General features: G+C 55.0%; 20 protein-coding genes. 13 read left to right on the forward strand and 7 right to left on the reverse strand.

Features of this window, described 5'->3' with window-relative positions; genetic code table 11:
- Complete coding sequence (locus tag Y5S_RS15720; protein WP_197055164.1) at nucleotides 1-4,191, forward strand: PilC/PilY family type IV pilus protein; 4,191 nt, start codon at nucleotides 1-3, stop codon at nucleotides 4,189-4,191.
- Complete coding sequence (locus Y5S_RS15725; protein ID WP_052041652.1) at nucleotides 4,188-4,622, forward strand: type IV pilin protein; 435 nt, start codon at nucleotides 4,188-4,190, stop codon at nucleotides 4,620-4,622. The genes Y5S_RS15720 and Y5S_RS15725 overlap by 4 nt, the downstream gene beginning before the upstream one ends.
- On the opposite strand, the gene Y5S_RS19245 is transcribed toward Y5S_RS15725, so the two are convergent.
- Entirely contained in the window at nucleotides 4,619-5,128 is a 510-nt protein-coding gene (locus Y5S_RS19245; protein ID WP_052041653.1) for a GspH/FimT family pseudopilin, read from the reverse strand. The two genes, Y5S_RS15725 and Y5S_RS19245, sit on opposite strands and share 4 nt — an antisense overlap.
- A 66-nt stretch (nucleotides 5,129-5,194) precedes the next feature.
- On the opposite strand from Y5S_RS19245, the gene Y5S_RS15735 reads away from it, so the two are divergent.
- Nucleotides 5,195-6,301: an NAD(P)/FAD-dependent oxidoreductase gene (locus Y5S_RS15735; protein WP_035234363.1), complete on the forward strand. Its 1,107-nt coding sequence runs from the start codon at nucleotides 5,195-5,197 to the stop codon at nucleotides 6,299-6,301.
- On the opposite strand, the gene Y5S_RS15740 is transcribed toward Y5S_RS15735, so the two are convergent.
- From Y5S_RS15740 to Y5S_RS15750, 3 genes are read right to left on the reverse strand one after another with little or no spacing between them, the layout of a single operon-like run.
- Entirely contained in the window at nucleotides 6,253-7,635 is a 1,383-nt protein-coding gene (locus tag Y5S_RS15740; RefSeq protein WP_035234366.1) for a sigma-54-dependent transcriptional regulator, read from the reverse strand. The two genes, Y5S_RS15735 and Y5S_RS15740, sit on opposite strands and share 49 nt — an antisense overlap.
- Before the next feature lie 12 nt (nucleotides 7,636-7,647).
- On the reverse strand, nucleotides 7,648-9,198 hold the full coding sequence (locus Y5S_RS15745) for a sensor histidine kinase (protein WP_035234368.1): 1,551 nt from the start codon (nucleotides 9,196-9,198) through the stop codon (nucleotides 7,648-7,650).
- Complete coding sequence (locus Y5S_RS15750; RefSeq protein ID WP_035234370.1) at nucleotides 9,188-9,433, reverse strand: PP0621 family protein; 246 nt, start codon at nucleotides 9,431-9,433, stop codon at nucleotides 9,188-9,190. The genes Y5S_RS15745 and Y5S_RS15750 overlap by 11 nt, the downstream gene beginning before the upstream one ends.
- Before the next feature lie 91 nt (nucleotides 9,434-9,524).
- Here Y5S_RS15750 and Y5S_RS15755 point away from each other — a divergent pair, with 91 nt between their 5' ends.
- Nucleotides 9,525-11,150, forward strand: coding sequence for an NAD+ synthase (locus tag Y5S_RS15755; protein ID WP_035234371.1), 1,626 nt, complete (start codon nucleotides 9,525-9,527; stop codon nucleotides 11,148-11,150).
- 141 nt (nucleotides 11,151-11,291) lie between these two features.
- Here Y5S_RS15755 and Y5S_RS15760 read toward each other — a convergent pair whose 3' ends face one another.
- Nucleotides 11,292-12,107 (reverse strand): outer membrane protein assembly factor BamD, encoded by an 816-nt coding sequence (locus Y5S_RS15760; RefSeq protein ID WP_035234373.1) that lies wholly within the window; start codon nucleotides 12,105-12,107, stop codon nucleotides 11,292-11,294.
- Nucleotides 12,108-12,181: 74 nt separating this feature from the next.
- Between Y5S_RS15760 and rluD the strand changes: the two genes are divergently transcribed.
- The 3 genes from rluD to clpB all read left to right on the forward strand — a co-directional run bounded on the left by rluD (nucleotide 12,182) and on the right by clpB (nucleotide 16,796).
- Nucleotides 12,182-13,153 carry a 23S rRNA pseudouridine(1911/1915/1917) synthase RluD gene (gene rluD / locus Y5S_RS15765; RefSeq protein WP_035234375.1) on the forward strand — a complete coding sequence of 324 codons (972 nt, stop codon included), beginning with the start codon at nucleotides 12,182-12,184 and terminating at the stop codon, nucleotides 13,151-13,153.
- Between the two features lie 36 nt (nucleotides 13,154-13,189).
- Complete coding sequence (gene pgeF / locus Y5S_RS15770; protein ID WP_035234377.1) at nucleotides 13,190-13,942, forward strand: peptidoglycan editing factor PgeF; 753 nt, start codon at nucleotides 13,190-13,192, stop codon at nucleotides 13,940-13,942.
- Nucleotides 13,943-14,213: 271 nt separating this feature from the next.
- The gene (gene clpB / locus Y5S_RS15775) at nucleotides 14,214-16,796 is read left to right on the forward strand and encodes an ATP-dependent chaperone ClpB (RefSeq protein WP_035234378.1); all 2,583 of its coding nucleotides are present in this window, start codon (nucleotides 14,214-14,216) and stop codon (nucleotides 16,794-16,796) included.
- 53 nt (nucleotides 16,797-16,849) lie between these two features.
- On the opposite strand, the gene Y5S_RS15780 is transcribed toward clpB, so the two are convergent.
- Nucleotides 16,850-17,311, reverse strand: a complete 462-nt coding sequence (locus tag Y5S_RS15780; RefSeq protein ID WP_035234379.1) for a DUF4124 domain-containing protein — start codon at nucleotides 17,309-17,311, stop codon at nucleotides 16,850-16,852.
- Nucleotides 17,312-17,783: 472 nt separating this feature from the next.
- Here Y5S_RS15780 and Y5S_RS15785 point away from each other — a divergent pair, with 472 nt between their 5' ends.
- Together Y5S_RS15785 and ilvN are read left to right on the forward strand one after the other, a co-directional pair.
- Entirely contained in the window at nucleotides 17,784-19,505 is a 1,722-nt protein-coding gene (locus Y5S_RS15785; RefSeq protein WP_035234380.1) for an acetolactate synthase 3 large subunit, read from the forward strand.
- Nucleotides 19,505-19,996: an acetolactate synthase small subunit gene (gene ilvN, locus Y5S_RS15790; RefSeq protein ID WP_035234382.1), complete on the forward strand. Its 492-nt coding sequence runs from the start codon at nucleotides 19,505-19,507 to the stop codon at nucleotides 19,994-19,996. Before Y5S_RS15785 ends, ilvN begins: the two co-directional genes overlap by 1 nt.
- Before the next feature lie 146 nt (nucleotides 19,997-20,142).
- Here the strand turns inward: ilvN and ilvY are convergent, their stop codons facing one another.
- Nucleotides 20,143-21,027, reverse strand: a complete 885-nt coding sequence (gene ilvY, locus Y5S_RS15795) for an HTH-type transcriptional activator IlvY (protein ID WP_035234384.1) — start codon at nucleotides 21,025-21,027, stop codon at nucleotides 20,143-20,145.
- 166 nt (nucleotides 21,028-21,193) lie between these two features.
- On the opposite strand from ilvY, the gene ilvC reads away from it, so the two are divergent.
- From ilvC to Y5S_RS15815, 4 genes are all read left to right on the forward strand, one after another.
- Nucleotides 21,194-22,210, forward strand: a complete 1,017-nt coding sequence (ilvC, locus tag Y5S_RS15800; protein ID WP_035234405.1) for a ketol-acid reductoisomerase — start codon at nucleotides 21,194-21,196, stop codon at nucleotides 22,208-22,210.
- A 95-nt stretch (nucleotides 22,211-22,305) separates the two neighbouring features.
- Nucleotides 22,306-23,085: a CDP-diacylglycerol--serine O-phosphatidyltransferase gene (gene pssA, locus Y5S_RS15805; protein ID WP_035234387.1), complete on the forward strand. Its 780-nt coding sequence runs from the start codon at nucleotides 22,306-22,308 to the stop codon at nucleotides 23,083-23,085.
- A 98-nt stretch (nucleotides 23,086-23,183) separates the two neighbouring features.
- Nucleotides 23,184-24,179 (forward strand): protein-methionine-sulfoxide reductase catalytic subunit MsrP, encoded by a 996-nt coding sequence (gene msrP / locus Y5S_RS15810; RefSeq protein ID WP_035234389.1) that lies wholly within the window; start codon nucleotides 23,184-23,186, stop codon nucleotides 24,177-24,179.
- Nucleotides 24,179-24,763, forward strand: coding sequence for a protein-methionine-sulfoxide reductase heme-binding subunit MsrQ (locus Y5S_RS15815; protein WP_035234391.1), 585 nt, complete (start codon nucleotides 24,179-24,181; stop codon nucleotides 24,761-24,763). The genes msrP and Y5S_RS15815 overlap by 1 nt, the downstream gene beginning before the upstream one ends.
- Nucleotides 24,764-24,963: the final 200 nt, after the last annotated feature.

Genomic DNA, 24,963 nt, shown 5'->3' on the forward strand with positions numbered 1-24,963 from the left:
ATGAAAACGCGTAAACAAATTTTTCAAAGCACCGCGTTGGCGATGGCGATATTGCTCGCTGCGCCTGTGATAAAAGCGGAAGATACTGAGATTTATTTCAATACAATTGATGGTGACAATACAGCACCCGTGAATTTGGTATTGCTACTGGATACATCAGGAAGTATGTCGAACACTGTATGTGTGGATGATGCCTGTAGCAGCAAGAATGCCAAAATGTCTGAGTTGCAGATCGCCTTGCGTCGAGTGATTGATACCCTTGGCTCAAACGCGAGAATTGGCTTGGGGCGTTATAACAAGAGCAATGTGGGGGGGCGTCTTGTTTATCCAGTCAGGGGGCTGGATGAAGTCGATTCGGATGGCGCTGTGCGTAGTTCCGTGCTCAGAGATTCCGGTGATGGATTTCAGTACAGCGGGAAGGCTGTGAATTTAGGTACAAATGATATACCTCTGCCTAACGGTGGTGCGGACAATGGGCGGGTAGGTTTTCTTTTTGAGGACTTGGATGTTCCTCGTTATGCCAAAATTACTAAGGCTTACATCGAGGTTCAATCGAGCGAGTACACATCGGATAACATTAATATCGATCTGGCTTACGAGGATGTAGGGAGTTCTGAGCCTTTTTCCGTCACGGATATCCAGTCTCGCACCTGGGTTGGTGGTTATGGTGGTCCGCTCAATACGACTTGGGGGTGGGGGGAGCTCTATCAGATCGATGCGACCAAGCTTGTCCAGGATGCGGTGGATCGTGCGAGCTGGTGTGGCGGTAATGATTTGGCGTTGAGTATGACTAACGCTACGCCAGGGGATACTACGACTCGTCTGATTAAAGCTTTTGATGATCGAGCAGGTGCTCCACCGGCTTTGGTGGTTGAGTGGGATTACAATGTGAACCCGGCGACATTGAATGCGGGCGACCCTAATTACAATGACTCTCTGTCCTGTGGTTCTGGGATTAAGGCAAACATTGGTAGCCCGCTGGACGATGGTGTCGAATATGGTTCGGGCGGCGTGGATCTGGAAGATAAGTATCTGGAGCTCAGAGCCAGTGATTTTGGTGCAGGTTTACGGTTTCCTCGATTAGCTCTAGATGGCAGGGTCGCACTGCCGAAGCCTGATGTGATCCAGTCTGCCTATCTTTATGTCCGTGGCCGGACAAATGATAGCTATGTAGGTGGAGATTTTGTTGTGCAGGGACTGGTCAACGGAGTTGATGCCTCTACAACACCACCAACCCCCCTTTATGTCGATGAATTTACGACAGCAACCAACAATATTTCATCACGCCCAGTGAGTGCCGCGAAGGTGGTGCACACGATTACTGGTAATTTCAGGCAGTGGCATAAAATTGATGTGACTACAGTATTGCAGGAAATTATATCTAACCAGTATTGGGTTAAAAACGGTGACTTTGGCTTAGCATTGAGCCTGCAGGGCACAGGTTCGCAGCAGTACCAGATTTACGCTTCAGAGTATGGTGCAGCCTCGGCACCCTATATTGAAATTCAGGCGCTGAGTGCTGAAACAGCTGCTTTCCTGCCCCGCGTTCGGGACCGACTCAAGGAAAAAATCAATGCTCTTACCGCGGATGGTGGCACCCCCACTATGGAGAGTTATTCAGAGATGGGGCGTTATCTGCTTGGGGAGGCGCCGCGCTATGCTCAAAACTATGATGATTCAGTAGAGTATGTCGATCCTAGTACCAAAAAGCGTTATTTATCTCCGTCGGATCGGTATCCCTTTGCACGAAGCTGTACCTCTAATCATATTATTACCCTGTCAGATGGTATGCCGACCAATGATGGTGACCACGAAGCGGTGGAGAGTTTAACGGGCAGTCGCGATTGTACTAGTGGTGCAAGCTCTCAGGATCAGCGTAGCTATAACTGTCAGATACAGCTCTCAACTTGGCTGTTTGATGGGACCAAGAATGGTTTGGGGCAGCCGATCACCACGCACTCAATCGGGTTTGATGTGCCGCCAGACTTGCAGGAAAATTTCCGGAATGTGGCTAGGGCTTCAAATGGTCAATACGCCTCTGCCCGAAATGCCCAGGACCTTGAGGCTGTTTTTTCGGAAATTATTAACAGTATCACCGTCGAAAATACTTCCCTGGCTGCGCCAGGGGTTGCGGTGAACCAGCTTAGCCGGCTGGATTTCTTGGATCAGACTTACTTCTCAGTTTTCAAGCCAGATGCCTCGTTTTCTGTCTGGGAAGGAAATATGAAGCGTTATCGTATTTCCAGCGATGGAGCGGGAGGAGTTCAGATCTACGATCAACGCGGGCTGCAGGCGATTGATCCGAATACCGGTTTCTTCAAGGATACTGCTACCAGCTGGTGGGGAACTGCGGAAGATGGCGCAACGGTCGGCCTGGGTGGAGCGCGCAATCAGGTCACTCCAGATACCCGACGTTTGTTTGTGGCGACCTCGTCGCCATCGGCAGGTGGTAGTACAACGGCGACGACGGCAACCGGTTCAACCCTTACTGAATACACTGCGTATGACAAAATATCGAAGGTGAATCTAGGTTTGCCTAGCACAGCTAGTGACCTTCAGCATCAGCAGATGTATGCGTACCTTATGAATACTTGGGGCGATCCACTGCACTCTGTTCCAATTCTTGTTAACTACGGCTTCAGTGGTTCTTTTGAAGATGCAGTAGGAAATCCCGATCAGCAGGATAACACCATCTTTGTCAGCACAAATGATGGCATGCTGCACGCTGTAGATGCGAAAACGGGTAAAGAGCAGTCAGCTTTTATGCCTTATGAAATTTTACAGCAAACAGCTGAGAGATATGGTGAGCCTAAACTTCTTCAGCCCGATAACAGGAGAACGACGTATGGATTGGATAGTTCTTGGACTGTATGGCGGAAGGGAGAAAGCAATGCTAGTGCTAAGGCCGTATATGCTTTTGGTGGAATGCGTCGGGGTGGCAAGAATTACTATGCATTGAATTACACTGACAGATCTTCGCCGAAGCTGATGTGGGTAGCTAAGGGGGGGAGCGGGTCATTTGCTGAGATGGGGCAGACTTGGTCTGAACCGACTTTTGGGTTTATCCAGGTAAGTGGCAATAAAATTCCTGTGCTGGTCTTTGGCGGGGGGTATAGTCCTGATGATCATGATGATGTCACGACTGTTAGCTCTAGTGATAAAGAGGGCAATGCTATTTACATGGTCAACGCCATGACTGGAGCCTTGATTTGGAAGGTGTCAGGTGGTGACCTTAAGTGGTCGATTCCTGGCTCGGTCGCGACGATCGATTACAACTTCGATGGTGTGATTGATTTTCTGTATGCGGCTGACTTGGGGGGGCAGATCATTAGGGTAGATCTAAAACAGAACCCGGGTTCCATTGGCGATCTGGTGCAGCGGACTGAAGTGGTTGCCAAGCTGGGGGCCAGTGAGTCGAGCGGGAAGTTGAACCAGCGTCGTTTCTATGAGGCTCCAGCTGTGCAATTGGGTTATAGAGATGGAAAGCAAAGCTTCCAGATTATGATTGGTAGTGGTTATCGGGCGCATCCGCTGGACGAGCAAACGCAGGATCGTATTTATGCGATCGATGACTATGAGCCGATTAGTCACATTGCAGATTCCTATCAAGATCAATCAGCAGTGACACATGGTGATCTTTTAGATGTGACTACGGATTACTCTCCCTCTCTAACAGGGAAGAAAGGTTACTACATCGACTTGGATCGGTCTGTGGGAGAGAAGGTGCTCTCTACGCCTTCATCGTTGTTTGGCTTGGCCTATTTCACTACATACGTTAATGAGAGTGATGACCTCAATGAGTGTCAGTCTATCCCTGGTGGTGGGCGGGCATATATTGTTAATGCAATTGATGGCAGTCCTGCAGCAGATTTAAATAATGATGGGCAGGTAGACAACCCTAATTCACGCTACGAAGAGCTTGGTAATCAGGGTATTCCTCCAACCCCTCAGATTTTCATTCCGCCGTCTACCGATGATGGTGATGATGATAGTGGAGGAGAGGATGATTGGATGCTTAATGCTGATGTTGAATGTCCTTCTATCGAATATGCGGTGCTGATTGGTACGTCCATCATTACCGGGAATGGGATTAGTTCATGTGGGGTTGAAAAACGTCAATGGCGTGAGCTGGAGTCTGAGCAGCAAGCAGCTGAAAGGTTGAAAAAATATAGCGGAGCGGCAACCCCATGATGAACATGAGAAAGTCAAAAGCGTTTACTTTAATCGAGTTGCTTATAGTGATTGCGATTATCTCTGTTCTAGCAGCGATTTCTTTCCCTAGTTATGTTGCTTATATGGAGAGAACTCATCGTTTGGATACCCAGTCCAGCATGTTGGATTTGGCTTCTTCGCTTGAGATATATCGTTCACAAAATCTGTCATATCAGGGGGCAAAGGTGTCTGATCTCGCCCCTTCTTTGGCAAATAATCAGTTTTACACCATTGTGCTTAGCCCTGACCCTTTGCCGGCTGGCTCCCAGGACTATGAAATTACTGCAACACCCAAAAGTACCGAACGAATGAAGGGAACTGGAGCTATGAAATTAAACAGTAATGGTGAGTCTTGCTGGGATGAAACCAGTGATACTAGTTGTACCTATGGGACTCATAGCTGGAATTAACCCTGATGTTCCATGCACTGTGAGTGTGGCGCGGGTGGCAGACCGGTTTTCAGTCGCCCGCGCCAGTTCATGATCAGTGTGGTTCCGAGGTTCTTGTCACAGATCAAGAAGTGTCCGTTCTGAAATTGCAGGGCTCCCTGAGCGTTGTAGTATAGGTAATCCTGCTTTCCCCAACCGTTCCTGATGATCCTCTGTTGCTCGCCGGTTTCCAGTATTTGCAGTGTCGGTTCACTGGCATCCTGTTGGTGGTTGTCGTTGCTGTCGTGGAAAACGACCAGTGGCCCTTTCTGAAATCCATTGCAGGCCGTGCTTTTATCGCAAACATGAATGCCTCCCCGGCTCACTGATTCGGCGCGGGCGTATTGCAGAAAACCGGCTAGGGCGTTGCGTTTGGCAATTAATCGCTGTTTGGGAAGAAAGTTATTGCTGAAGCCATGGCTCAGAATCAGCAGGACTGAGAGAATGGTAACGGTAACTAGTAGCTCAACGAGCGTGAATCCTTTCATCTGAAGTCTCCTTTGCCTCGAATTATTAGTGCAACGGAGATAAGGGGAAATGAGGTGATTGATTAAGTGGCCGTAATTCATCACGTAAACCCTGCGGAGACATTCTGCGTGATCGGCGCAGGAATCGTAGGACAGCTTACCGCTCTGGCCTTATTGGATAGGGGGTGGCGCAGGGGAATTCTTGTCGAGAACGCTATGCCTCCTGCATCTCTGGCCGGTGGTGGAATCCTTAGCCCGATGTTTCCCTGGCGTTACACTGCGGAGCTAAATCGATTGGCGGAGCCGGGTTGTCACGCCTATGCGCGGTTGTCAGAGCGGCTGGCAGCAGCAGGATGTATTGGTAATGACGAGTTTTTCCGCTCGGGTATCTGGATGGAGCTTCTACCAAATGAGGCAGAAGCTCTGGCCGATTGGCGTGAATATACCCTGCAACATTACAGGTTAGAGCCTCGGTTTCTGAATGAAGAGAATCGGGAAGGCGTTTATTTTCCGGATCTGGGGTCAATTCGAAGTACGGGGATTATGCGGGGGCTGCGCCAGTACTTGATCTCCAGAGGGGTGCGTTTTTGTCGTGGTGATGCCGTGGGGTGGCAAACGGGGCTTCACGGGCTGGAAGTGCGATTGCAACATGGCAGCGCAATTCATTGTGAGGTTCTTGTGGTTGCGGCTGGCGCAGGAGCGAAAGCGTTACTACCCACCGGGACAGAGCAGTTTCCCGCAAAAGGTGAGATGTTGATGTATCGTCTGGGCGCTGACGCTCCCAAAGAATTGATTCTGGCGAGAGAGGGATATGCGATCCCCCGCAGTAATGGTGATACGGTGGTGGGTTCAACTCTTCGTATAGGAGATGATACACATTACCCGACGGTAACTGGGCGCTATCACCTGCAGCGCCTGGCTGAGACGCTACTATCTCAATGTCGGGGGCGGAAGCCTGATGCTCATTGGGCTGGGGTCAGGCCCGGTTTGGGCCGGGACTATCCCTACATTGGCCGGGTTCCTGGTGAGAAAAACGTGTATGCGGCCATTGGCCATTATCGAAATGGACTGGTCTGTGCTCCCGCAAGTGCAACGTTGCTGGCGCAAATCATCTGTGGGGATGTCTGTGATCTGAATTCCGACGATTATTCGCTGCCGTCATCACGGTCCAATTCAAGCTTTTTGAGTCGATAACGCAATGAGCGGAAAGTCATGCCCAGTTTCTTGGCTGCGGCGGTACGATTCCAGTGGGTGGCATCGAGGGCTTTGAGGATTTCCTCGCGCTCGATGTCCTGAAGAAATTCTTCCAGCGGCTGTGCGGCATCTCTTTCGGGGAGGGTGGAGTTATCTGCATCGCTATTGACCGTGCCGGTAGCTAAAGAGGTCGCATGTAGATGCAGGTTTTCCGTCTCAATGACCATGCCGTCGCATAGGGTCATTGCTCTTTCCAGCGTGTTTTCCAACTCGCGTACATTGCCGGGGAACGGGTAGTTACATAAGGCTTTCAGTGCCGGGCCGCTGATCTTTGGCGGGCTGGTTTCCCACGCGTTACTCAGCCGCAGCAAGATGTGATCTACCAGCGCAGGAATGTCCTCTTTTCGCTCTCGAAGCGGAGGGACATGCGCTTCAATGACATTCAGGCGATAAAATAAGTCTTGGCGAAAGCGCCCTACGGTCATTTCACTGGCTAAATCCTTGTGGGTGGCGCAAAGGATACGCAGGTTGACCTGGAATTCGCGAGCTTCACCAACCGGTCGGACACTTTTTTCCTGAATGGCTCGGAGCAGTTTGACCTGCATATGCAGGGGTAGATCAGCCACTTCATCCAGAAACAGGGTGCCGCCGTCCGCTTCGCGGAACAGGCCTTTGCGGTCCTCTACCGCACCGGTAAAGGCGCCTTTACGGTGGCCAAAGAACTCACTCTCCATCAGCTCGGAGGGGATTGCCCCGCAATTCACTGCCACAAAGGGTTTTTCCCGCCGAGGGCCGAGAGCATGAATCATGCGAGCTATGCGCTCCTTGCCGCTACCGGACTCCCCGCTAATGTAGATTGGGGCCTGGCTTCTGGCCAATTTGCGCACCTGTGACTTGAGGTCTTGCATGGCGGGGCCATTGCCAATCAGGTTGTCTTCTTCCTCGTGAGGTTCTTCGCTATTGCTGATCCCAAGCCCATCTTCGATTAGCTGGCGCAGCCGGTCCAGCGCAACGGGTTTGGAGATAAAATCATAGGCCCCCAGTTTCATGGCCTCTGTCGCGGTTTCCATATTGCCGTACGCGGTGATAACCGCTGTCGGCATTTCAGGGCAATGCAGGGAGATATGTTGAAGCAGCTCCAATCCGGTGCCATCACCGAGATTCATGTCGGTGAGACAAAGATCGTAGCGTTCACTTTCCAGCTTTGACTTTGCTGCCCCCAGGGATTCGGCTGCGGTTGCCTTGAGTTTCATGCGGCCGAGGGTAATGACCAGCAATTCACGCAAATCCGCTTCGTCGTCTACAACCAGTACATGGGGGGTGTCGGCACTCATAGTCGAACTCTGTTATTGAAATTGTCGATGCGGGTGGGCAAAGGTTATCACAAAGCTGGCGCCTGTCTTGGTCTCTTCCAGATCAAGCGTCGCCTGGTTGGCTTGGCATAGCTCCCGGCAAAGGTACAGGCCCAGGCCATTGCCATCCGAAGCAGTGGTATAGAATGGTTCAAAAAGATATCGGGCGGCTTCTTCACTGATGCCTGAGCCATTGTCGCTGATACGTAGCCACGGCAGGCCGGTCCGGTCATGGGTGCCGCAGCTTAGGGTGACCTGCGTGTTGACCCCACCATGCTTGAGAGAATTGGAGATCAGGTTATCGACGACCTGGATCAGCTGATTGGGATCAAAGCGCACCTCGACTTCTTCTCCACAGGCTAACCTGACTGAATCACAGCCTTTCATCGACCAGTTGCCAAGAATGGGCTGCAAGACAGAAGAGAGCACAAATCGTTCTGCGTTCCCCTTCCCGCGTCGCGACAAGTCGAGGACATCATGGATGATGCCGTTCACCCGGGTGACGTGGTTGCGAATAATAGAGAGGAGTTGCTGGTCCTCTTCACTGGGCTCGCCATCCAGCAGCAGATCGGTGGCATGGTTGATAGCGCTTAACGGATTGCGAATCTCATGGGCGAGAGTGGCAGAGAGTCGTCCCAGCGAAGCCAGATTAAGCTGCTGCGCTTCCTGAGCCACTTTCGAGGTATCTTCAAGGAAGAGCAGAGTGAGGCTTTCATGGCCCGTGTCCAAATGCGCGAAACGTGGACTAAGATTCGGGCTTTGTTCGGAGACGCGTAGAGAGGCTAGCGGCAACATGGGGTTGTCTTGCCAGCGCTCATGACGACTGACCAGCCCCTGAGGAAGTCGCTTGCTCAACATTGGTGACTCGAACAGGTTATTGGCCGACTGGTTAGACATCAGAATGCGGTATTGGTCGTCGAATACCATGACGCCGGTACGCATACGTTGCACAATTTGCTGATTAAGCGCCTCAAGCCGTTCAATTGCTACTCGCTGGCTTCGGGCAATTTGCTCGCTGTGTTCGAGGCGCTGAGCGATCTGCTGAATAATCAGCGACACCATAAAAAAGGCAATGCCCAGCAGTCCGGATTCAGTGAGCAGGAAGGGAGATTCCAATTGCTCCTGAATGGAAAAATAGAATTGCTCGAACATGGCCGACAAGGTGGCCAGTGCTGCGATCAGGAATCCAAGTCGTCCGCGTAGCAAAATGTTGCCGGCTGCTACGGTGACCAGTAACAAGACAGCCAGTCCGCCTTCCAGCCCCCCCTGTGCATGAACGACCAGTGTGAGCATGATCAGGTCGGTGATTAGTGCAATGGGCTGCGCCCAGCGAGGGAACGCGCGCTGATGGCGTTTAAAATCCAGGGTAGTAGAGGCGAGTGTTAGCCCCAGGTAAGCAAACAGTGTGGTCTGAAACAGGATTGGCGAATGTTTGCCAATCAGCGGTAATGCTGGAGCAAAATGCAGCAGAAGTAGCGCGCAGGCGATAGCAATCCGGTAGACATTGTAGATGCGGGCGGGCGTCCAGCCCTGGTTAGTGGTCATGGTGGTCCAGATACAATCGTTGATGTTCCTGGCTGCAGAAATGCTTGCCGCTGTGACTGAAGGCCTCGTGATCAGGCACATGTATACCGCACTGGGCGCATTTACGCATCAGCTCTTGCCGCTGCTGGCTGGCAGCAGGGGAGTCAGCTTGTTGTGAGCGGGAAAGCAGGTTCTTGAATACCCTCCAGGCTATGTAAATCAGTGCCGCAATGATCAGCAGTCGAATCAGCCCCATCCCTTTCTCCTTGTTTTATGCATCCTGAAGCATTCATGGATCGCGGGCTAAAGAGTACAATCAGCGCTCATTTCATGAAAGGCCGGTCGAGATGCGAATTATCATGGCCCAGCAGAATGCGCTGGTGGGGGATATTGAGGGGAATGCACAACGGGTCATCGCGGCAGCAGATGAGGCAAGGCGTCTGTTGGGCGCGGATCTGGTGGTGTTCCCGGAGCTGATGCTGACCGGTTATCCGCCAGAAGACTTGCTGTTGCGTCCCAGCCTCAATAGCCGTGTAGATGCGGCCTTGGCGGAGATTGGAGAAGCGGTCAGTGTGCCGGTAGTGCTGGGTTACCCGGCGGTACGCAATGGTCTGCGTCGTAATGCTGCGGGTGTGTTGTTTCCAGGCGACGCGGTTCCCAGTCATGAATATTTCAAACAATGCCTTCCCAATTATCGGGTGTTTGACGAAAAACGTTATTTTCAGCGCGGCGACAGCCCTTGCACCTTTGAGTTGGGAGGCTGGACTTTTGGCCTCACGATCTGTGAGGACATCTGGCACGGTGAGCCGGCTAGCCAGTTGCAGCAGGCCGGTGCTGATGTGGTGCTGAACCTGAACGCTTCCCCTTTTCGGGTAAACAAGGTCGAAGAGCGGTTGGAGCAGGTGCAGGCTCGCAGCCGCGAGACGGGCATGTCGATCCTGTACTGTAACCTGGTCGGTGGGCAGGATGAGCTGGTCTTTGATGGCGCTTCATTTGCCTGTAATTCCCGTGGAGAGCGCTGCGTTCAAGGGGGGAGTTTCAATGAGGCTCTGATCCCTGTGGATCTACAATGCGAGGATGGCAGTTGTGATCCGGTTGGAGAGCTGTTGCCTTTACCAGGGGTTGAGCAGGGGATCTATCAGGCTCTGGTTCTGGCCACTCGGGATTACGTCAACAAGAACGGCTTCAAGGGCGCTTTGCTGGGTTTGTCTGGCGGTATCGATTCGGCGCTGACGTTGGCGGTGGCCGTGGATGCGTTGGGCCCTGACCGTGTAGAGGCGGTCATGATGCCATTTCGTTATACCTCGGCGATGAGCCTTGAGGATGCGGAAAAGCAGGCGCGTACCCTGAGAGTAAAATATCGAGTGATGCCGATTGAACCTGCCTTTAATGGTTTCATGGGAATTCTTGATGAGGCTTTTGCCGGTCTGGAGAAGGATACGACAGAAGAAAATTTGCAGGCTCGCTGTCGTGGCGTGATTTTGATGGCGCTGTCCAACAAGAGCGGTTCCGTGGTGCTCACTACAGGCAACAAGAGTGAGATGGCGGTGGGTTATGCCACTCTCTACGGGGATATGGCCGGCGGTTTTTCTGTCCTCAAGGACGTTTTCAAAACCATGGTTTTCCGATTGGCCTGGTGGCGTAATCAGCAGGCGGGTAGCGAAATTATTCCTGAGCGAGTGATTACCCGACCACCCTCTGCGGAACTGGCGCCGGATCAGGTGGATACCGATTCTCTGCCGGATTATGACGAGCTGGATGCGATTCTGCAGCGTTATGTGGAACAGGACATGAGCGCCGAAGCGGTTATCCGTGACGGTTTTGACCGGGATAACGTCTATCGGGTGGTCAAACTGACTGACCGCAATGAGTACAAACGTCGCCAGGCCGCCGTCGGCCCCCGCGTCAGCCGCCGTGCTTTCGGCAAGGACCGCCGCTACCCGATCACCAACGGCTGGCGACCGGGAGACTAAAGGCGCTACGAGCTTCCAGCTGTGAGCTTGGAGGAAGATCAAAATCAAAAAAGGGTGGCCCGAATCAGTATCGGAGCCACCCTTTTTTTAGCTAGAAGCTAGAAGCTAGAAGCTAGAAGCTAGAAGCTAGAAGCTAGAAGCTCAAAGAAGGTCAAACGTCAGCAGACTAAGAATGCCGTTGTCCTCATCTGGCCACCAAGCCAGGTCGACCTGTTGTTCCTTGTCCAGGTATTGACTCTCAGGGAAGCTGAGCGCCAATACGGCGCGACTTTTCTCTGCCAGTTCTGGGTATTCCAGACGCTGATAACCTTTCGTCATGATGGCGAGGGCTTCCTCCACGGCGGGGGTCTGCTGGTAATGCTTCACCACATACTGGGCCCGATTGATGGAAGCCACAATGGCGCCGCGGCGGGCATAGTAGCGGGCCACATGTAGCTCCTGGCGAGCCAGCTGGTTGCGGATATGAACCATGCGGGAGCGAGCATCCGGAGCGTATTCGCTGTCAGGGAATCGGTTCACCAAACGTTCGAAATCCCGGAAAGCATCCTTGGCGGCATCCATGTCCCGGGCTGATCGGTCAGAGCTGACCATGTTGTCGAACAAGCCTTTTTCCATGTTGAAATTGGCCAGGCCGCGCATATACAACGCATAGTCCATGCGCGGGTTGGCTGGATAATTTCGCTCAAAGCGCTGTGCGGCAACCACGGTGGCCGGGTAATCCACTGACATGTAATAGGCGTAGATCAAATCCAGCCCGGACTGCTCAGCGTAATCGCCATAGGGAAAGCGGACCTCAAGTTCTTTGAGCTGGTCGATAGCAGTCAGGTAATTCTTGGACTCAATGGAATCGTGAGCTTCCCGATACTGGGCGGCTTCTGTGAGTTCCGGGGCGTCTTTGTTGCTGGCGCAGCCGGCAAGCAGCAACAGGCCCAGTAGTGGCCAGAAAAAGCGTGGCATTCTTTCCTCGTCGGACGGGTTACAATAGCGCGTTACAGGGTAAAGTACCGCGACATTTAAACACAGGTTGGATTATGGGACATCTTGGCGGCGAGAAAATTCAACGTACCGAGCAGGTGCGTGCAGAGCAGGCGGGTCAGCGGGTGGATCAGGCTGCAGCTGAGCTGTTTGACGGATTTTCCCGTTCCCGGCTGCAGGGCTGGATCAAGGATGGCGTGCTTACCGTCAATGGCAAGAAGGCCAAGCCCAAAGACAAGCTCACCGGTAATGAGGCGCTCAGTCTGGAAGTGGTGATCGAGCCGGAATTGGAAGATCAGGCCCAGGCTATCTCCCTGGATGTGGTCTACGAGGATGAGGACCTGATTGTTATCAACAAACCTACCGGTTTGGTGGTGCATCCGGCGGCAGGCCATGCGGACGGTACCTTGCTGAACGGCTTGTTGCACCATGATGAGCGCCTCAACAGCCTGCCCCGGGCGGGTATTGTGCATCGCCTGGACCGGGATACCACCGGGCTCATGGTGGTGGCACGGTCACTGGAGGCGCATACCAGTCTGGTGTCCCAGCTGCAGGACAAGAGCCTGTTTCGCCAGTATGAGGCTATTGCCGTGGGCGTGATGACCGGTGGCGGCAAGGTGGATGCACCCATAGGGCGTCACCCGGTAGATCGCAAGAAGCAGGCGGTGGTGAAAGAGGGTGGTAAGGAAGCGGTTACTCACTACCGTGTAATGGATCGCTATCGAGCGCATACCCGAATACAGGTAAAACTGGAAACCGGTCGAACCCACCAGATCAGGGTTCACATGGCTCACCGTAACTATCCCCTGGTCGGGGATCCACTCTATGGTGGTCGTCTGAAGTTTCCTGCCGGCGCGACGGAGGAGTTGCGTCAGGCCCTGCGCCGGTTTCCTCGCCAGGCGCTGCATGCCCGTACCTTGGGCTTGATTCACCCCGCCAGCGGGGAATATTGTGAGTTTCAGGCACCGTTGCCGGACGACATGCTGGGGCTGATCAAGGTCCTGGAAGACGACGCGGCCAACGCATGACACCCACCGTGCCCGAGGCACCCGAAGGCGGCTCCCATGACCTTACCTGATCGTTCAGACTGGCTTTGGCCCGACTGGCGTCCCCATCCGGCGGTGCGGGTGGCGGTGACCACCCGTGCCGGCACTCATTCCCCGAAACCCTGGGAGGGTTTCAACCTGGGACTGAATTGTGGCGATCAACCCGGCCGCGTTGAGCAAGCCCGTCATCATGTGGAAAAGCAGCTGCAGGCCGATCACCCTGCGGCCTGGTTATGGCAAGTCCACGGCAAGCGCGTGATTCGTGCCGACGACCAGGACAACGAAGCGGACGGGGTGTGGACTGATCAGCAACGCTGGCCCTGTGTAGTGCTGACCGCCGATTGTCTGCCGGTGTTGCTGGCCCGGCAGGACGGCGCGGCAGTCGCTGCGGTGCACGCCGGCTGGCGTGGGCTTCAGGCCGGGATTATCGCTGAGGGCGTGAGCAAGATCGCTCCCAATGGCGAACCGGTCAGTGCTTGGCTGGGCCCAGCCATCTGCGGCAAATGCTACCAGGTGGGTGACGAGGTCTACCGCGCCTTTGCAGATACCAATCCCGCCTTCAAAACCGCCTTCAGCCAGGACGCCACACCCCACCACTGGCGTTTCTCAGTAGCCCACGCCGCCATGACCGAACTGGCCAGCCTCGGCGTCGACGATGTACAGGGCGGCGAGCTGTGCACCGCCTGTGACCTGGAACGCTTCTATTCCTACCGCAAGGAAGGCGAGACGGGGCGGTTTGCGTCGTTGATCTGGCTGGACGAGAGCAGTTAACAGTGAATAGTGAACAGCTCGCGACATGGGGTGTTTTGTCTTGAGAGCGTAGAGGCCGCGTCCACAGGTTGGGTGCGGCCTCTGACGTTTTAGAGCCTGATACGCGTCCTCGCGCCGCTGTTAACTGTTCACTATTCACTGTTAACTGCCCTTGAATCTGGCCCAATCGGACCCATCTTAGGTCCAGTTGATTGATTTCCGGTGATCACCGGGTGCTTGCCGTCAGGGAGTATCCGGGTGGATCGACCCCGGACAAAGGAGAGCCAAGACAATGCGAATGGACAAACTCACTGCGCGTTTGCAGGAAGCCCTTTCTGACGCGCAATCCCTGGCCGTGGGGCAGGGCAACAGCACCATCGAACCCGTTCACCTGATGCTGGCGCTGATGCAGCAGCAGGGAGGGGTGGCCAAACCTCTGATCGAGAAAACCGGCGCGAATCCTGCCGATGTGATCACTGCACTGAACATGGCTGTGGACAAGCTGCCCACGGTGAGCAACTTCAATGGCGATGTGACCATGGGGCAGGGCACTGGTCGTCTGCTCAATCTGGCTGATCGTGAAGCGCAACAGAATGGTGACCAGTATCTTTCATCGGAAGTGGTGTTGCTGGCGGCCTGTGAAGACGGTGGTGAGCTAGGCAAAATTCTCAAAAATGCCGGCGTTACCAAGAAGGTGCTGGCAGAAAAGATTGCCGAGGTGCGTGGAGGGGAAACCGTGAACGACCCGAATGCAGAAGACAAGCGTGAGGCGCTGGACAAGTACACGGTGAACCTTACCGAACGCGCTGAGTCCGGCAAGCTGGATCCGGTGATTGGTCGTGACGACGAGATTCGTCGCACCATTCAGGTGTTGCAGCGTCGTACCAAGAACAACCCGGTTCTCATCGGTGAACCCGGTGTGGGGAAGACCGCCATTGTTGAGGGGCTGGCCCAGCGCATCGTTAACGGAGAGGTGCCGGAAGGTCTCAAGGATAAACAGGTCTTGTCGTTGGACATGGCGGCGCTGATTGCCGGTGCCAAGTACCGTGGCGAGTTTGAAGAGCGACTGAAAGCGGTCCTCAACGAGCTGGCCAAACAAGAAGGTCGCATCATCCTGTTCATTGATGAACTGCACACCATGGTCGGAGCCGGCAAAGGCGACGGCGCTATGGATGCGGGGAATATGCTCAAGCCTGCGCTGGCGCGTGGCGAGTTGCACTGCGTCGGGGCTACCACGCTGGATGAATATCGTCAGTACATTGAAAAGGATGCGGCGCTGGAGCGTCGTTTCCAGAAAGTATTGGTGGACGAGCCTACCGTGGAAGACACCATTGCTATCCTGCGCGGCCTGAAGGAGCGCTATGAAGTGCACCATGGTGTAGACATTACTGACAGTGCCATTGTGGAGGCGGCCCGACTGAGCCACCGCTACATCACAGATCGCCAGCTGCCAGACAAAGCCATCGATCTGATTGATGAGGCGGGCAGCCGAATCCGTATGGAAATCGATTCCATGCCGGAAGAGATGGATCGTCTGGATCGTCGCCTTATCCAGCTGAAGATGGAGCGCGAAGCGCTGCGCAAGGAAGACGATGATGCCAGCAAAAAGCGCCTCGACAAACTGGAAGAAGAGATCAGCGAACTGGAAAAACAATACGCTGATCTGGATGAGATCTGGCAGGCAGAAAAGGCGGCGTTGCAGGGCGCTGCCGAATACAAGGCCGAGCTCGAGCAGGCCCGTGTGGAAATGGAGCAAGCTCGTCGCGCCGGCGACCTGAACAAGATGTCGGAATTGCAGTACGGCCTGATTCCCGAATTGGAAAAGAAAGTCCAGCAAGCGCAGGATCAGGAAGAGCAGGTCCAGGCAGAAACCCAGCTGTTGCGCAACAAGGTCACCGAGGAAGAGATTGCTGAAGTAGTGTCCAAGTGGACCGGCATTCCGGTATCGAAAATGCTGGAAGGCGAGAAGGAAAAACTGCTGCGCATGGAAGAGGCGCTGCACCAGCGGGTAGTGGGTCAAAATGAAGCGGTGGAAGCGGTGGCCAATGCGGTGCGTCGTTCCCGTGCCGGTTTATCCGATCCCAACAGGCCCAATGGCAGCTTCCTGTTCCTCGGCCCCACCGGGGTGGGTAAAACCGAGCTGTGCAAGGCGCTGGCCAACTTCCTGTTTGATACCGAAGAGGCCATGGTACGCATCGACATGTCCGAGTTCATGGAGAAGCATTCCGTGGCACGGCTGGTGGGGGCGCCTCCTGGCTATGTGGGTTACGAAGAAGGCGGTTATCTGACTGAGGCTGTGCGTCGCAAGCCTTACTCTGTGGTGTTGCTGGATGAGGTAGAAAAGGCTCACCCGGATGTGTTCAACATTCTGCTGCAGGTGTTGGATGACGGACGCTTGACTGATGGTCAGGGGCGCACCGTGGATTTCCGCAACACCGTGGTGGTGATGACGTCCAACTTGGGCTCGGATCTAATTCAGACCTTGTCCGGCGAAGGTAATTACGAAGCGATGAAGTCTGCGGTAATGGAGGTGGTGGGTAACCACTTCCGGCCTGAGTTCATCAACCGGGTGGATGAAACCGTGGTGTTTCATCCTCTGGAGAAAGATCAGCTCAAGGGCATTGCGTCTATTCAGTTGGACTACCTCCGCAAGCGTCTGGCCGAGCGGGAGATCCGTCTGGAGATCAGCGAGGGCGCGCTTGGCAAGTTGGTAGATGCAGGCTTCGATCCGGTCTATGGCGCACGTCCGCTGAAACGGGCGATCCAGCAGCAGCTGGAGAATCCGTTGGCTCAGGCGCTCTTGAAAGGGGAGTTTGGGCAGGGCGATGTGATCAGGGTCGATCTGGACGGAGATGCATTCCGTTTTAGTGCCTGATGGAAAGGCAAAGGCCGCTCATTGAGCGGCCTTTGCAGCATTAAAATCGGCAATTAAAGCTTGTCACATTTCTCAAGAGCATCGCGAGCCTCGCTCATCATTTTTTCCCGGACTTCCTGGGTGATCACTTCCTCTTCCCCGGTTTCCGGGTTCTTCTGACGGACCGTCGGTTTGTTGGTCAGTATTTCCAGGTTCTTGCGGTGCTGGTCGCAGCGCTCCTGATTCACTTCGTCAGGTTTTTCCGCCAAGCGTTTGGCTTCTTCGGCTTCAGCTTCCTGTGCTTCCCTGGCTTGCTTGGCCGCCTGGCGGCGTTCGTTAAGTGCTTCGATTTCCTTTTCCTGACTGGAGCTTGCGTTCGCGCGGGTGTTGACCTCACTGGCCTGCCGGTCTTGTGGTGGCTGGGCCCCGTAGTGGGTGACCCCATTTTCATCCACCCATTTATAGAACTTCTCGGCCATGCTGGAAGAGGAAAAGGCAAGCAGGGTGATTCCAAGGATCAGGCTGAATCGTGTCATGGTGTCAGTCTTCTTATTGAAAAGGGTGCGTAATCAGACTTTAGCATGACGTGATAGCGGGCTTTTCTGCAAGCTCAAGCCGACAAAGGGCTTTGATTAGTCGCACATTTCTGACAAAATCAGGTTTTTCCGGAGATCGGGACCCGCATTCGCTTACCGGCGTTTGTGTGGCCGGGACCCGGGGCATCGTTACCGCGATGTCCGGTCAGCAGTATCACTGCACTCTCGTCCCGCTGTGGGAGCCTCCGGAGGTCTCTGTTTGATGAGCGGGAGGACTCTCATTTTCTCTCCCGTTTTATCCCCAGTGCCTCCAGATTGCGTCTCTTAGCCTGCGTCTTTGTCGGCCACCTCCGACAGGACTTCAGAATACCCAAATACGGTGTTCTCTCTGCAGGTCTCCAGCAAAAGCAAAGTCGTCCCGTTGTGCATGTTGCGCATTGGGGGTAATGCATTCTGATTTGAGGAAGCAACCGTGGAAATGTTATCCGGCGCGGAAATGGTGGTCCGTGCGTTGCAAGACGAGGGGGTGGAGTACATCTTCGGGTATCCCGGAGGGTCTGTACTGCACATTTATGATGCCCTGTTCCAGCAGGACAAGGTAAACCATATTCTGGTGCGTCACGAGCAGGCTGCGACCCATGCGGCTGACGGTTATGCCCGTGCTACCGGCAAACCTGGCGTGGTCATGGTGACCTCTGGCCCTGGCGCTACCAACGCGATTACCGGTCTGGCCACCGCTTTCATGGACTCGATTCCCATGGTGGTGCTGTCCGGTCAGGTGCGTTCCGACTGGATTGGCGACGATGCCTTCCAGGAAACCGACATGATCGGCGTGTCCCGTCCGGTGGTGAAGCACAGCTTCATGGTCCGCGACGCCAAGGACATCCCCGAGATCATGAAGAAGGCGTTCTACATTGCCACCACAGGCCGTCCCGGCCCGGTTCTGGTTGATATTCCCAAGGACCAGACTGCGCCGAACGTGAAGAACCCCTACGAGTACCCGAAAAAAGTGAAGATGCGCTCCTACGCGCCGGTCAGCCGTGGCCATTCCGGTCAGATCCGCAAGGCGGTGGAAGAGCTGATGAAGGCCAAGCGCCCGGTAATTTACGCCGGCGGTGGCGTGGTACAGGGTGAGGGCAGCGAGCTGCTGACCAAACTGGCGCACCGTCTTAACTTCCCGGTGACCAACACCCTGATGGGGTTGGGCGGTTTCCCGGGTACCGACCCGCAGAACGTCGGCATGCTCGGCATGCATGGCACCTATGAAGCCAACATGACCATGCACAATTCCGACGTGATCCTGGCGGTGGGTGCGCGTCTTGATGACCGGGTGACCAACAACGTGAAGAAGTTCTGCCCCGGTGCCAAGATCATTCATATCGACATTGATCCGGCTACCATCTCCAAGAACGTGATGGCGCATATTCCCATTGTTGGTCCGGTGGATCAGGTGCTGGAAGAAATGCTGGCCGCGTTGGATGAGCACGGTGGCGAGCCGGATCAGAAGGCGCTGGAACGCTGGTGGGAAGAGATTGCCGGCTGGCGCAAGGTTCACGGCATGCGTTATGAAACCAACGAAGATGGGCCCATGAAGCCCCAGCAGGTGGTTCAGGCGCTGTACAAGGCCACCAACGGTGATGCCTATGTGACCTCTGATGTGGGTCAGCACCAGATGTTTGCGGCCCAGTACTACCAGTACGACAAGCCCCGTCGCTGGATCAACTCCGGTGGTCTCGGCACCATGGGCTTCGGCCTGCCGGCGGCCATGGGCGTGCAGTTTGCGTTCCCGGACGCCACCGTGGCCTGTGTCACCGGTGAAGGCTCCATCCAGATGAACATTCAGGAGCTCTCCACCTGTCTGCAGTACGGCCTGCCGGTGAAGATCATCAACATCAATAACCAGGCGCTGGGCATGGTGCGCCAGTGGCAGGACATGCAGTACGGTGGCCGCCACAGCCAGTCCTACATGGAGTCCCTGCCTGATTTTGTGGCGCTGGCCGAGGCCTATGGTCACGTGGGCATGAAGGTCACCAAGTTTGAAGACCTGGAAGGTGCCATGAACGAAGCCTTCGCCCTGAAGGATCGTCTGGTATTCATGGATATCTATGTGGATCCCACCGAGCACGTGTACCCGATGCAGATTGCAGACGGTTCCATGCGCGACATGTGGCTGAGCAAGACGGAGCGGACCTGATGCGTCGAATTATTTCTATTCTCATGGAAAACGAGCCGGGCGCACTGAGCCGGGTCATCGGTCTGTTCTCCCAGCGTGGCTACAACATCGACTCCCTGTCGGTGGCGCCCACCGAGGACACCACCCTGTCCCGTCTGACGCTGACCACCTACGGGGATGACCTGAAGATCGAGCAGATCACCAAGCACCTCAACAAGCTCATCGAGGTGGTGAAGCTGGTGGATCTCACTGAAGGGGCTCACATCGAGCGTGAGCTGATGCTCATCAAGGTGAAGGCCACCGGTGCCCAGCGTGCCGAGGTGAAGCGCAGTGTGGACATCTTCCGCGGCCAGATCGTGGATGTGACCAGCACGGTCTACACCATTCAGCTCACCGGCGCCTCCGACAAGCTGGACGCCTTCATCGGCGCTATTGGCGAAGCCCAGGTGCTGGAAGTGGTACGTTCCGGTGTCTCCGGCATTTCCCGTGGCGAGAAGGTGTTGAGCTTGTAAGCACGCTTGACGCTGGATGCCAGACGAAAAAGCCGCTCCCCGAGCGGCTTTTTTGTGGCCGCTGTGAGAGCTCTCTGTGCCCTTCAGGGTATGCCTGCAAGCGATCCGAGCCTCAGCGAGGTACAGGAGCAACTCGAAACTCGCCCTTATTCCGTCACCTGCGACCAGAATGCATTGATCAGCGGTTCTTCCAGTCTGCGCTCTTGGGTAAATAGCCCCACCTCATAAGGGGCCAGTGCGGGCTGCACGTCCAGTGGCCGAATCCGGGCCGCCAGTGGACTGTTGTCCAGCACGATCTTTGGCACCACACCCACCCCAAAGCCCAGACTCACCATGCTCACAATGGCTTCGTTACCGCTCACCTGCGCATAGATGTGCGGCTTCACGCCCAGCTGGCGAAACCAGCGATCAGTGCGTTCTCTCGCCAGACCTTCTTCGGAAAGAATCATGGGAATGTCTTCCCATTCGTCCTTCGTGGCCATGCCCCCGAGCCGTTCTGCCAGCTGCGGCTGACTGGCGGGGGCAATGAACAGGAGTGGGGAGCGGGCAATGGGGCGGAAGGCGATGCTAGCGGGCAGGTGGTCCGGGCGGGCACCAATGGCAATGTCTTCCTCGCCCTGCTGTACCCGATGCACGGCCTGGGCCGGGTCGCCGGTATGTAGCTTGAGCTCGATGCGCGGGTATTGGTGACGAAAGCTGCTGAGGATGTCATAGAGAAAGCTGTAGCTGGCGGTCACCGAGCAGTACAGGCTCAGTTCTCCCTGCAGCACCCGGCGGTCTTCCTGCAGGGCGTGACGCAAGTTGTCCCAACGCGTCAGGGTGTCGCGGGCATATTCCTGGAAGCGCTGACCTTCCCGGGTGAGGGTCACGCTGCGGTTGTCCCGGTAGAAGAGCGGGGCGCCCAGTTCGTCTTCCAGCTGCTGTACCGTACGGCTCAGGGTAGAAGGGCTCACATGGCACATGGTGCTGGCGCGGCCGAAGTGCAAGGTGTCCGCCAGGGTCAGGAACAGGCGCAGGGGCTTGGTGTCCATTGGATGATTCCGCCTTTATTCGGTATTGCGAAAAATGGAATGCAATGTTTCAAATATATCATTTTACGCAATACGGAGAATAGCCTAGAGTGACTGGCCTGATCGAGGCGTCGCCCGGCGGCTCGTCACCGAATTTCCGTTACCAGAACGAGTCAGAGCTATGAGCATGCAAGTGTATTACGACAAGGATTGTGATCTTTCCATCATCCAGGGCAAGAAGGTTGCCATCATCGGTTACGGCTCCCAGGGCCACGCCCACGCCTGTAACCTGAATGATTCCGGTGTTGATGTGACCGTGGGCCTGCGTCCCGGTTCTTCTTCCATTGCCAAGGCCGAAGCCCATGGTCTGAAGGTTAGCGATGTGCCTTCCGCTGTTGCGGCTGCTGACGTGGTGATGATCCTGACTCCCGATGAGTTCCAGGCACAGCTGTACAAGGCCGAAATCGAGCCGAACCTGAAAGAAGGCGCCACCCTGGCGTTCGCCCACGGTTTTGCTATCCACTACAACCAGATCGTACCGCGCGCTGATCTGGACGTGATCATGATCGCCCCGAAGGCACCGGGTCACACCGTGCGTACCGAGTTCACCAAGGGTGGCGGTATTCCTGACCTGATCGCCATCTTCCAGGACGCCTCCGGCAACGCCAAGAACGTGGCCCTGTCCTACGCCTCCGGTGTGGGCGGTGGTCGTACCGGTATCATCGAGACCACTTTCAAGGATGAGACCGAAACCGATCTGTTCGGTGAGCAGGCGGTACTGTGTGGTGGTGCGGTAGAGCTGGTGAAAGCCGGTTTCGAAACCCTGACCGAAGCTGGTTACGCGCCGGAAATGGCTTACTTCGAGTGTCTGCACGAACTGAAGCTGATCGTCGACCTGATGTACGAAGGCGGCATTGCCAACATGAACTACTCCATCTCCAACAATGCGGAGTACGGTGAGTACGTGACTGGCCCGGAAGTGATCAACGACGAATCCCGTGCTGCCATGCGCAACGCCCTGAAGCGCATCCAGAGCGGTGAGTACGCCAAGATGTTCATCGCTGAAGGTGCGCACAACTACCCGTCCATGACCGCAGCCCGTCGCAACAACGCCGCTCACCCGATCGAGCAGGTGGGTGAGAAGCTGCGTGGTATGATGCCGTGGATCAAGGCAAACCAGATCGTCGACAAGACCAAGAACTAAGGTTTTGTGACAATCTCAAAAACGCGGCTTCGGCCGCGTTTTTTGTTTACGGGGTGTGCGTTACACTAGCGCGACTACCAATGGGATGGACCACCATGCAGGACAACAACAAGACAACTACGAGCGAGCAGCCGGAAACCTTTGAGGTTGTGGAGGCGGAGCAGCGAACTGGTGCTCGCCACAAGGGCGTGTATCTGCTGCCGAACCTGTTTACAACAGGGGCGCTGTTCGCGGGGTTCTACGCCATCGTCTCCGCGATGAATGGCATGTTCGAGAACGCTGCCCTTGGCATTATCGTGGCAGGCATTCTGGATGGTATGGATGGCGGTGTTGCTCGTCTTACCAACACCCAGAGCAAGTTCGGTGCAGAATATGATTCGTTATCTGACTGTGTGGCCTTTGGTGTGGCCCCTGGACTGGTCGCGTATTCATGGGCGTTATCAGGTCTTGGCAAGTTTGGCTGGGTAGCCGCGTTTATTTATGTGGCGTGTGCTGCGCTCCGTCTGGCGCGATTCAATGTGCAGGCAGAGTCCACCGACAAACGTTTCTTTATTGGCCTGCCTAGTCCTACTGGTGCCGGGCTGGTGGCAACCATGGTCTGGTTAGGTGCCAGTCGAGGTATTGAAGGGGCTGATGTGTCCTGGATTGTCGCGTTAATGGTGGCCGGGGCCGGTCTGCTGATGGTGTCTTCTGTTAAATACCACTCTTTCAAGGAGTTCCACATCGGCCGGGTGCCCTTCAAGGTTTTGCTGGGTGTCATTATTGCGTTTGCGATTGTGTTTCTGGATCCGCCTTTGGTGCTGCTCAGCGTCGCGGTCATTTACGTGGCAGTGGGTCTTGTCATGTGCGCGTGGGGCTTCCGCAAACGGGCTTGAAACAATTGGGAAGTTGGTGCATCAAAAAGGGGTGTCTTCACGAAGACGCCCCTTTTTTTGTTTAGGCTGTCCATAGTTGGTCGAGTCAGGGAGTTGTCATGATCTTTCGCCACAAGAACCCGTTGGCCCCACGAAGCGATGAAATAACCCCGGAATCGGTTTACCTGAAACGCCGGGAACTGATGATGCTGGGCGGTTTGGCGGGTCTGTTCAGTGCCTTGCCTGCTTGGGCAAGGGAGGTGAATCCGGTTGATGAGGATGCGAGTCGCCCGCTGTGGTTGAAGGACCAGGTTGCTCGTGCCGTGACTGCTGGGCCGGATAGCGAGGATGTGCTCACTCCTTACGAAGATGTGACGGCTTACAACAACTTCTATGAATTCGGCACAGGCAAGACTGACCCAGCCGAGAATGCACACACGCTGAAAACAGACCCATGGACTGTCACTGTGGCTGGTGAGGTCGAAAAGCCGGGTGCCTATGCCCTTGAGGATCTGCTCAAAGGCTTGCAGCTGGAGGAGAGAATTTATCGCCTGCGTTGTGTTGAGGCCTGGTCCATGGTGATTCCCTGGGTGGGGGTGCCGCTGGCCAGCTTGCTGAAAAAATTGCAGCCAACCAGCAAGGCCAGATATGTCTCATTCACCAGTCTGGCCGATCCAAAGCAGATGCCAGGGGTGCGTTCGCCCTTTACAGGGATCGATTGGCCTTATCGAGAAGGTCTGAGGCTTGATGAGGCGATGCATCCACTCACCCTGATGGCGGTGGGGCTCTACGGCAGAACATTGCCTAACCAGAATGGCGCGCCATTCAGATTGGTTGTGCCCTGGAAATATGGCTTCAAATCCATCAAGTCTATCGTCCGCATTGAACTGACTGAAACCATGCCGGAGACAACATGGAACATGTTGGCACCGGACGAATATGGCTTCTATGCCAATGTGAACCCTGCCGTGGATCATCCGCGCTGGTCACAGGCTCGCGAACGTCGCTTGCCAAACTCCTTTTTTGATCCCAACTGGATGCCGACCCAGCCCTTCAATGGCTATCCGGAGGTGGCGAGCCTCTACAAGGGCATGGATCTGAGCAAGTTCTACTGATGAAGACGAAGCAATGGACCTGGATGGCGTGGCCCTTGGGTGCCATTCCGTTGGTTGGCGTCATTTATCAGGCGGCCGCTGGCTTGCTTGGGCCTGATCCTGCGGAAACACTGGTGGAGTTGCTTGGGTGGTGGGCTCTGGTCATGTTGCTGGCAAGCCTGACCATGCGACCGGCGGCACAGTTGCTTCACACTCCGGGGTTGGTGATATGGCGGAGAACCTTTGGTCTTTGGGCGTTTGCTTACGCCAGTATGCACTTTTTAGGGTGGGGTACGCTTTTGCTGGGTTGGGACCCGGACTACCTTGCTGAGGAGCTAACCAAACGCCCTTATATCGTTGTTGGCATGCTGGCCTGGCTGTCCCTGTGGCCTCTTGCGCTCACCAGTACCCGTAAATCTCGGCGCAGACTTGGTCATAAATGGGTGAAATTGCACCGTTTGGTCTTTCTTGCGCTGGTGTTAGGTCTCTTGCATCAGAGCTGGGTGCAGAAATCGGGCTATGGCGAGACGCTGATCTTCGTCAGCGTAGCGGTTATTTTGCTCTTGTACCGGTTGCTGCATGGGCGCAACATGGTTAACAAGTAGGCGAAAACCGGGGTTTTCGGCGCTTTTTTGCACTTCATGGTCAAAAGGTGACCGTTCGATAAAAAAGATGTGAAAAAGGTGTTGACGGTTCTCCGGAAATCTCTAGAATGCGCCCCCACAACGACGGCACACACGGCAACACGCCAACGGCGCAGTCGGGGAGATCAAGGTCTCCAAGCTCTTTAACAATCAGGCAAGCA

The organism is Alcanivorax nanhaiticus (assembly GCF_000756665.1).
Lineage (GTDB): Bacteria > Pseudomonadota > Gammaproteobacteria > Pseudomonadales > Alcanivoracaceae > Alcanivorax > Alcanivorax nanhaiticus.

What these genes read in the sequence shown, in the direction of transcription:
- Y5S_RS15720 (WP_197055164.1), top strand. Translation starts at nt 1, where the DNA reads ATGAAAACGCGTAAACAAATTTTTCAAAGCACCGCGTTGGCGATGGCG.
- Y5S_RS15725 (WP_052041652.1), top strand. Translation starts at nt 4,188, where the DNA reads ATGATGAACATGAGAAAGTCAAAAGCGTTTACTTTAATCGAGTTGCTT.
- Y5S_RS19245 (WP_052041653.1), bottom strand. Translation starts at nt 5,128, where the DNA reads ATGAAAGGATTCACGCTCGTTGAGCTACTAGTTACCGTTACCATTCTC.
- Y5S_RS15740 (WP_035234366.1), bottom strand. Translation starts at nt 7,635, where the DNA reads ATGAGTGCCGACACCCCCCATGTACTGGTTGTAGACGACGAAGCGGAT.
- Y5S_RS15745 (WP_035234368.1), bottom strand. Translation starts at nt 9,198, where the DNA reads ATGACCACTAACCAGGGCTGGACGCCCGCCCGCATCTACAATGTCTAC.
- Y5S_RS15750 (WP_035234370.1), bottom strand. Translation starts at nt 9,433, where the DNA reads ATGGGGCTGATTCGACTGCTGATCATTGCGGCACTGATTTACATAGCC.
- Y5S_RS15755 (WP_035234371.1), top strand. Translation starts at nt 9,525, where the DNA reads ATGCGAATTATCATGGCCCAGCAGAATGCGCTGGTGGGGGATATTGAG.
- Y5S_RS15760 (WP_035234373.1), bottom strand. Translation starts at nt 12,107, where the DNA reads ATGCCACGCTTTTTCTGGCCACTACTGGGCCTGTTGCTGCTTGCCGGC.
- rluD (WP_035234375.1), top strand. Translation starts at nt 12,182, where the DNA reads ATGGGACATCTTGGCGGCGAGAAAATTCAACGTACCGAGCAGGTGCGT.
- pgeF (WP_035234377.1), top strand. Translation starts at nt 13,190, where the DNA reads ATGACCTTACCTGATCGTTCAGACTGGCTTTGGCCCGACTGGCGTCCC.
- clpB (WP_035234378.1), top strand. Translation starts at nt 14,214, where the DNA reads ATGCGAATGGACAAACTCACTGCGCGTTTGCAGGAAGCCCTTTCTGAC.
- Y5S_RS15780 (WP_035234379.1), bottom strand. Translation starts at nt 17,311, where the DNA reads ATGACACGATTCAGCCTGATCCTTGGAATCACCCTGCTTGCCTTTTCC.
- ilvN (WP_035234382.1), top strand. Translation starts at nt 19,505, where the DNA reads ATGCGTCGAATTATTTCTATTCTCATGGAAAACGAGCCGGGCGCACTG.
- ilvY (WP_035234384.1), bottom strand. Translation starts at nt 21,027, where the DNA reads ATGGACACCAAGCCCCTGCGCCTGTTCCTGACCCTGGCGGACACCTTG.
- ilvC (WP_035234405.1), top strand. Translation starts at nt 21,194, where the DNA reads ATGCAAGTGTATTACGACAAGGATTGTGATCTTTCCATCATCCAGGGC.
- pssA (WP_035234387.1), top strand. Translation starts at nt 22,306, where the DNA reads ATGCAGGACAACAACAAGACAACTACGAGCGAGCAGCCGGAAACCTTT.
- msrP (WP_035234389.1), top strand. Translation starts at nt 23,184, where the DNA reads ATGATCTTTCGCCACAAGAACCCGTTGGCCCCACGAAGCGATGAAATA.
- Y5S_RS15815 (WP_035234391.1), top strand. Translation starts at nt 24,179, where the DNA reads ATGAAGACGAAGCAATGGACCTGGATGGCGTGGCCCTTGGGTGCCATT.